The organism is Xenorhabdus griffiniae (assembly GCF_001028135.1).
GTDB classification, from domain to species: Bacteria; Pseudomonadota; Gammaproteobacteria; order Enterobacterales; family Enterobacteriaceae; genus Xenorhabdus; species Xenorhabdus bakwenae.
In genome coordinates this window covers 1-7756 of the sequence record NZ_LDNM01000095.1, presented here as the reverse complement: position 1 = coordinate 7756, position 7756 = coordinate 1, and the positions used below count along the sequence as shown (strand labels likewise).

Below are 7756 nucleotides of genomic sequence, written 5' to 3'. Positions count from 1 at the left end.
GAAATGGCCGACAATCCGCAGCATTATTGCGGTTGAGCGGCACCGGACAGAAAAGGGTAAGGGCACGGTGGAGACATCTTACTATGTCAGTTCCCTTTCTCCCCGCCATAAATTATTGGGGTACTACATTCGCCAGCATTGGCGCATTGAAAATAGCCAGCACTATATTCTTGATGTGGTTTTTAAAGAGGACGATTCACGCATTGTACTGGACGGGGCGATTGAAAATTTGGCGTTATTCCGGCGTATCGTGTTGAGTATGGTGAAACAATGTGATTGTGGTGCACCCAGTCAACGAAATAAACTCAAAAAAGCCGGTTGGAGTGATGATTATCGTGCACAGGTTTTCTTTGGCTGAGGATTAATCAAAGTATGCTCGCGCCCTGGGGAGAGAGGGATAAATGAGAATACGAATGGATTAATCAGGGAATACTTTCCAAAAGGAACCGATTTTAATAAGGTATCAGAGTTGGAGATAAATCTCGCGGCAAACAGCTTAAATAAGCGGCCACGAAAAACACGGGGTTACAATACGCCGGATGAGCTATTTAAAGGGACAAAAACTCATTTACTTCGTTTATAACGATATTGCACTTAATATGTGAATCCAAGTTATCTTATAATTATTAATTAACTCACAATGTTAGATTCGATGAAATTACGTACAAAGCAAAAGAAAATCAGTAACTGTCTAAGGCATAGATAACGTGATGATTACAATAAAAAGTATAGATCTTATCAGATTAGGCTCTATACTCGATAAACTTCAAGTTGCAATCCGCAAGACGACGTGAAGCCTTATATTTCCCCGCACAGCGGGGAAATATAACACGCATATTGAAATTGGATTGGTATATACTTAACTTTATATCTTTAATTTATCGCGCACAGCCATTAATGCAAACCCGAGTAAGTTGAGTCCATCCCACATCAAAGGATTATTAATGTTAGCAGTGTTTTCTGATAATCCGATCCCCCAAATACGGTCAACGGGACTAGCCTCAACTAATATTCTATCTCCAGTATTCAATAAAAACTCGGCCAAGGGCTTGTTTTGAGAAAACTTCGCTAAGTTTCCTTCAACCACTATGTTTAACCGATATTCATCCCAAATCGACGGGTTAAACCCACGTATTTCACGCCCATATGCTTTTGCCGCACCTGGGTTTTTAGCATTGATAATTTTTTTCAGCACTTCGTGATCATTAAACAAACGAGCTTTACCTGCCATCATATAATGTTCCGTACTGACATATTTTATGTTATCAACAATAAATGGAGCTGGATACCACTGACTTAAACAAGCTTTAGTTATGTGGTTAGAATGATTGGTTTTATGTCCCCAGAAATAAAGATATTTCAGTTTTTTTCCTGTTTGGTGCAAATCACATAAGGTTTTAATATCCATATTAACTCTCTATAACATGCTAATTTATTTTTAATACATAAACATTCCCTATCATACAAATTATTTTATGTTTGTCGATACATATCACATTAGTTTAACTGATATAACATAAAAATAACTAATATAAAAGACAGATAATAAGAATAATCACCTATTTTTTGAATAAATCTTTATATTATTCTGAAATTATTTAATATTCAATTTACGACCAATGGCAAATACAGAAACCAATCCCACCAAATCTATAGTGATTAAAGTACCAGCAAATAATATTTCGCCTCTAAAAGCAAAAACAGTCGCAATGATTAAGATAAATAGGGTAATGAAAAAGCCCATCCATTGCCCTCGTCTATCTCTGTTTATCACCCCATTCAATGCCTTATTCTGCTTTTCATGTTGAAAAACCTGCTCTTTTTCTCTGAGAGTAAATACTCTTTCAGCGTAACCAGGTAAAATTGTTTCATAACTCTTCAATACTTCAGGGGATGGAAATGAATCAAGAAAATGAAATATCTCTTTATTTTCGAGTAAATATCCATCTGACGAATCAGCATCTAAAGCATTGCGGTAATCATTTACGGGCATAATGTCAAGAATGCTCCCTATCGCTCTGAAGTAATGACCAATGTTAACGTTCACGTTTTCTCCCCCAACAATATACACAAAAAACACTTTAATAAAATCAGTGAGATAATTAAGTTCAACCTATAATAGAGATGAATTAATCGTACTTCTGATATCTTCGTTATTCACAATACACCTTGCTTTTGGCTAGGGAACGGGCGGCATTCTTCAGCTTTGTAGGTTCCATCTTCTTGACGAATCAAAAATATTTTCCGGCCTGAACGCAGTGCTTTACTGATCGCTGTTTGATGAACACCAACTAAACGTGCTGCTTTAACTTGGCCATTCAACTTTACATACTCTGATAATGGGATTTTTTCCATACTATTCCTCCTCCCCTCAAGATAATATCTAAAGTACTAAATATTTCAATATTTTTAGTATTTATCATTTTAATAGCGATGGTATTAAAATGACCCCATGAAAAAGAAACTTACAGCAGAACAACTTGCAGATTCGGCACGTTTAAAAGAGATATTTGAATCCAAAAAAAAGCAGCTCGGCATCTCTCAGGAAACGCTTGCAGAAGACATCGACAAGACACAAAGTGCAATTTCACACTATCTCAACGGAATAAACGCTCTTAACTTGGAGATGGCGGCCTATTTTGCCCAAAAACTGGAAGTCAAAATTGTAGATTTCAGTCCATCGCTGGATAAACAAGCAAGAAAACTTGTCTCTGTTCTCTATGATGATAATGCGGCATTTGCCAGTCATATGCTCCTGCATAGGCAATATCCATTACTCGACTGGGTAAATGCAGGTAATTGGTGCGAAGATCCCGCACCAAAATACCAAACAAGCCGCACTGCAAAGGCATATGAAACCTGTATTGAGTGTTCACAACGTGCTTTTTGGCTGGAAGTAAAAGGTGATTCAATGGTATCGCCGAATGGACTAAGCTTCCCGCAAGGCATGATCATTTTAGTTGATCCAGAAGTTAAGCCGACTCCCAACAATTTAGTCGTTGCAAAACTCGATGGAGAGAAGGAACTGACTTTCAAGCAACTGATTACAGAAGGATATGATACATTTTTAAAGCCATTAAATCCTCAATACAATATGATTACCCTTAGTAATCAAGTAAATATTATTGGTGTGGTTGTGGAAGCAAGAATTGGGAAATTACCTTAAAAATAGTCATTTCCCAATGACAGCTGTGTTTTTACAAAACACCAAATCATAAGTTAAGCCAGTTATGAAAACAGCATTATCCGTAATGATCGGGCACTATCTATTTTTCTGTTATAAAATCAACTTAATATATTGATTTAACAAACTATAGAGATCATTGAAGGAATAGATTTATCATTTCTTAATTTTATAACCTTTATCAGTGTTTTAGCTGCTCTTGTCCAAATTTTGGAGATATTTCTCGATAAATTTATTCCTTCCCTTTATCACTCGCTAGGAATTTTCCTGCCTTACTTACTATTCACTGTGCGATTTTTGGCGCTACCATATTTATGGTTGAGCGAAACTATAACTTTGCTGAATCTATTACTTATGGCGCAGGTTGTGGCATTGGCTGGATGCTAGCGATTATTGCCCTGGCCGGACTACGAGAAAAAATGAAATATTCAAATATACCCAAAGGATTAAAGGAATTAGGCATTGCTTTTATCACTGTCGGCCTTATGTCACTTGGATTTATGTCATTCTCTGGGATATCAATTTAATAAACCGATCAAAGCAAAAAAGCCCCGCAAACGCGAAGCTTATAATCCCATCGAGGTATTCGTATATCAATCCGCTTCACAACTTTGATCCGGCTGTTCTTGCTTTCCATTGTTAATAAAGCAGGACAGACAAAGTACGACTGTTGCTAGAACCAAGCAATAATCGGCCAAGTGGTGGCATTGGATAAAAGTGTAATGGTGAGCGTTCCACCTATTCCCAACAATACCCCACCCAAACAGGAGTAGAATGCTGTTGCCGTTCCGGCCATATGATCAAAACCTTGTAGTGCGCCATTAGGTGCTACTGAAATCGCCATAGAAATCCCAACACCGACAAGCCACATTGGGACAATAAAGCCAATCACCGACTCAGGTATGAGCATTTCTCCAACAGATAGCAACAAAGCTCCTGCCATCAGGCAAAACATTCCCACCCGCAACGTATTTAGTATCCCCCATCGGGCAATCAAACTACCCACACTTCGCGCAGTCACCATCATTGCGATAGCCACAGTTGCAAATAGCAAACTGAAAGTAATTTGTGATAATCCTTGTCGGCTCATCATTACCCAAGGGGCCGTTGAAAAGAAGACGAAGAAGCTTCCCAGCCCTGCACTGTAGCACAGTGTGTACATCCAGAAATTCAGGCATTTTACAGGAAGAAGTAATTGCTGCCACTGTAAGTCTGCCATCCGTTGCCGTCTGGTTTCTGGACAGAGTTTCCAGACCACAATAACCGTAACTGCCATCGCACATCCTAATAGACCAAAGATTGCGCGCCACCCCAACCAAATGTCAATCAGTGTTCCGAGCAAAGGCGCTACTGCCGGAACCATGGCAAGCATAGAACCGAGCAAGCCATAGATCACGTTGATTTCTTTACGGCCTGAATAGATATCGCGTACAGCCGCAAACATGGCTACGAGACATGCTGAAGCGCCACAGGCTTGAATAATGCGAAGACCCAAAAAAACTTCTGGTGATGAAGTAATGGCAAGGCCGAATGAAGCAACCGTATAAGCAATTCCACCGCTAATCAAAACAGGACGGCGACCTAGCCGATCTGACAGCGGGCCAAATAGAAGCTGGCCAACTCCTAACAGGATCATATATGCAGTCAGCGTTAGCTGGATCGCTCCCGCTCCGGCACCAAGGGCATCAGCGATAAAAGGCATTACGGGCAGATACATATCCATAGCCAGTGATGCCAGTATATTGAATGGGGATAACAGTAATATTGTGGCGGTAAGGGAATATTGCCAGAAAAAATCTTTTGAGTGCACGAATCCATCTCCTAAAATTAAGGATTTGGCGGCGTGTTCATAGAATTAAGTGCTCTTGAGAACGCCGCAACAACCGAAAAAACTGTGATTGCTGCGGCTTATCTATCTGTGATTACACTCTTGTCACTGTTCATAGTAGGTTATCTCAGAATGAATGAATCGGAATCATAACAATCCTCATACTAAGAGGCAAAGGATCTTAAATTAAGAGCAGTATTTTATAGATAGTTGTTCATCTTCAGATGGGTCATGTATTAAATAATTAGTTGCTGTGATAAACTTTGTACTTTTTAGTGGTGAAATATGGCTAAGATTGATGTGGTTTGTCGTTATTGTCACAAATCAGAAGAGGTAAAAGGGCATGGTAAAGGAAGTGCCGGTCATCCCCGTTACCCTTGCTATGCCTGTCGAAAAACCTTTCAACTGGAATATAGCTACCGTGCCTGCAACCCCGGAGTGAAAGAGCAAGTTGTTGATATGGCTATGAATAACAGCAGCATTCGCGACACCGCCCGTGTATTGAAAATTGCCACAGCCACCGTCATGAAAATGCTTAAAAACTCGCTCCCCGAAATGTGACTACGCTTCCTCTTGGTGGGCGTGATATCGAACTCATTTGCGAAGTTGATGAACAATGGTCTTATGTCGGTAACAAGAAAAATCAACGCTGGCTCTGGTACGCTTGGGAGCCTCGTCTAAAACGGGTTGTCGCCCACGTTTTTGGTGACCGCAGTACCGCCACATGACATAAACTTCTAAAATTACTGTCCCCCTTTAACATTCGGTTGTTCTGTACGGATAATTATTCTCCTTACCAGGTACTTCCTGAAGAAAAACATCTGGTTGGTAAACAATTCACTCAGCGTATAGAGCGTGCTAATCTGAATCCGCGAACGCGAATCAAGCGATTGAATCGAAAAACCCTTTGTTTTTCCAAATCGGAAGCAATGCACGATAAAGTCATAGGAACTTTCATTGAGCGTGAAAACGACATTTGAGATGTGTATCTAACTATTTAGTACATGACCGTATTTTCAACGAGGGTATTGGGTAGTATCGTGCTGTCCAGCTCATCGAGTTGAGGCGGTGCACCATCATCAGCGTTGTTGATTCCTCATCGGTTATTGAGCCACCAATGCCCGTAACATCAGCCATTTCGCGTAAATCGTTCATGGCTGCCTGTAAATTCATCATGCCGCCATCGAGTGCGCCATTCAGCGCATTGACGGTGTTCACGGCAATTGTGGAACGGTCGAGATCTGACATTTGCCACAGAGGGTTAAACTCAAATGTAAAATCATCGGGCAGTGGTTTTTCAAACTCAGAGCGGTGCATCACATCCAATAAACGGCGGATAGGTTGGCGTAACCGCCGCTCCTGTTGGGTGCCGATATTGTCGTAATAGTTGGCAAGATCCGCATCGCCGGTAGAAAAACCCTGTGGCGACTGCCCGAACAAACGTACCAAAGGAATACCCACCGCGCCTGATATTTGTTCAGCAAACTGTGCCAGCACATTATCCAGACCACTGAACGAGTATTGATGCGTTTCAAACTCATCGGTTTTATCCATCAGCGTCAGGCCCTCGTTGCTCTGGAACTGACGGATCATGTCCATGTGTTTGAGCAACGCGTCCAATCGCGCACCGCCCATCGCAATGATTTCTCGCAGTTTGTCGATACTGTAAGTTCTCAGATGCGCCTTATAAACCAACTGTGCCGCACCGGTTGTGGCACTATCGAATGCCGTGAGCCTGTCGTAAATGCGTTCAACAATCGACATACCCCACTCGTTTTCGGTCTGCGCCTGCTGGTATGGCAGGGTTACACCATCGAACCGAATCAAGCGACTGTGATGAATTTTCCATGCGGGTATCCCACGCCCCGTATTCGTGATTTGGTAAAATTCGGGCTTACCCAGATCTTTACCTATCTCTTTAATACGGCGGTTTAAATCAGGCTCAACCTGCCAGCGGTCGAGGGGCAACAGCCCTTTGAATTTGCCTTTGCCGATAGTTTCAGGACGTAGCGGCGTAAATGGCGCCTGCCCCTCAATCAGAATTAATCCGACCGCTCCGCCGTAGAGCCGTGACCATTTGATGATATTGTTCAGGTTTTCCCACAGTTCCCGCTCATCAAACAGTGATTCCAGCACACCACGCGCTTTGGGGTCTATTTCTGAGGTGATGCGAAAACCCTTGCGGGTCATGTCGTCGGCCACCGAATCCACCGCAGCACCGATAATCCAGGACGAACGGTACGCATTTTCTATCAGCATTTGGTTACGGCTCGTCCAGTTTGGACGATACGTAGACGCCGCGTGCTGGTTCGGTGCGTGCATCCCAACACGCGCCATCATGTTCTCGTAGCTGTCTGCGGTGAGCTGCGGTTTGCGATTATTTTTCGCCATTAATAACCTCGTCCTAATATTTCCCAGATTTCCATTGAAATATCCATCGGGGCGTAAAGGATCATGACTGAGTCAGCCAGATTGGGGGATTTAGTCCCGTCCGGTTTTTTGTCCACAACTATTTTCCCGACGCCATTCACAGAATAGGTAGGTTGTGACAATTCCATAATGAGTTTATCTTTCAGCGGCATTTCACCGGAAATAGCTATCAGCTCATCAGGATCGTAAAAACGCCCCTCACTCACTGCCCTGTGGGTTTTCTGAAAGCGGGTGCGCAGCGCCCACCATGCCTGCGCTTTCGCGTTGGCGAAAAAATCTTTATTTAGTCGGGGTTCGCTGAATGCATCCCCCGG

At 42.2% G+C, this 7756-nt stretch carries 5 protein-coding genes and 6 pseudogenes; 5 read left to right on the top strand and 6 right to left on the bottom strand.

Annotated features, from left to right (window positions below):
• Positions 1-358 (top strand): ISAs1 family transposase (locus tag AAY47_RS16075; protein WP_047771143.1); only part of this gene is annotated, 358 nt, incomplete at its 5' end.
• Between the two features lie 24 nt (positions 359-382).
• Positions 383-583, top strand: a pseudogene (locus AAY47_RS20870) (transposase); the annotation flags it as partial.
• A 282-nt stretch (positions 584-865) separates the two neighbouring features.
• Here AAY47_RS20870 and AAY47_RS16070 read toward each other — a convergent pair.
• The 3 genes from AAY47_RS16070 to AAY47_RS16060 all read right to left on the bottom strand — a co-directional run bounded on the left by AAY47_RS16070 (position 866) and on the right by AAY47_RS16060 (position 2355).
• Positions 866-1408: an NADAR family protein gene (locus tag AAY47_RS16070; RefSeq protein ID WP_047771142.1), complete on the bottom strand. Its 543-nt coding sequence runs from the start codon at positions 1406-1408 to the stop codon at positions 866-868.
• A 186-nt stretch (positions 1409-1594) separates the two neighbouring features.
• Complete coding sequence (locus AAY47_RS16065; protein WP_152669826.1) at positions 1595-2047, bottom strand: DUF2335 domain-containing protein; 453 nt, start codon at positions 2045-2047, stop codon at positions 1595-1597.
• Positions 2048-2157: 110 nt separating this feature from the next.
• On the bottom strand, positions 2158-2355 hold the full coding sequence (locus AAY47_RS16060) for a Cro/CI family transcriptional regulator (protein WP_047771141.1): 198 nt from the start codon (positions 2353-2355) through the stop codon (positions 2158-2160).
• Between the two features lie 97 nt (positions 2356-2452).
• Between AAY47_RS16060 and AAY47_RS16055 the strand changes: the two genes are divergently transcribed.
• Complete coding sequence (locus AAY47_RS16055; protein WP_047771140.1) at positions 2453-3166, top strand: LexA family protein; 714 nt, start codon at positions 2453-2455, stop codon at positions 3164-3166.
• A 153-nt stretch (positions 3167-3319) separates the two neighbouring features.
• Positions 3320-3711: pseudogene (locus AAY47_RS16050) on the top strand (Rnf-Nqr domain containing protein); the annotation flags it as partial.
• A 66-nt stretch (positions 3712-3777) separates the two neighbouring features.
• On the opposite strand, the pseudogene cml reads toward AAY47_RS16050, so the two are convergent.
• Positions 3778-4994, bottom strand: a pseudogene (gene cml / locus AAY47_RS16045) (CmlA/FloR family chloramphenicol efflux MFS transporter).
• Between the two features lie 303 nt (positions 4995-5297).
• On the opposite strand from cml, the pseudogene AAY47_RS21380 reads away from it, so the two are divergent.
• Positions 5298-5992: pseudogene (locus AAY47_RS21380) on the top strand (IS1 family transposase).
• A gap of 17 nt (positions 5993-6009) precedes the next feature.
• Here the strand turns inward: AAY47_RS21380 and AAY47_RS16035 are convergent.
• Positions 6010-7403 (bottom strand): annotated as a pseudogene (locus AAY47_RS16035) (DUF1073 domain-containing protein).
• Positions 7403-7756, bottom strand: a pseudogene (locus AAY47_RS16030) (TerL protein); the annotation flags it as partial. The pseudogenes AAY47_RS16035 and AAY47_RS16030, both read right to left, overlap by 1 nt.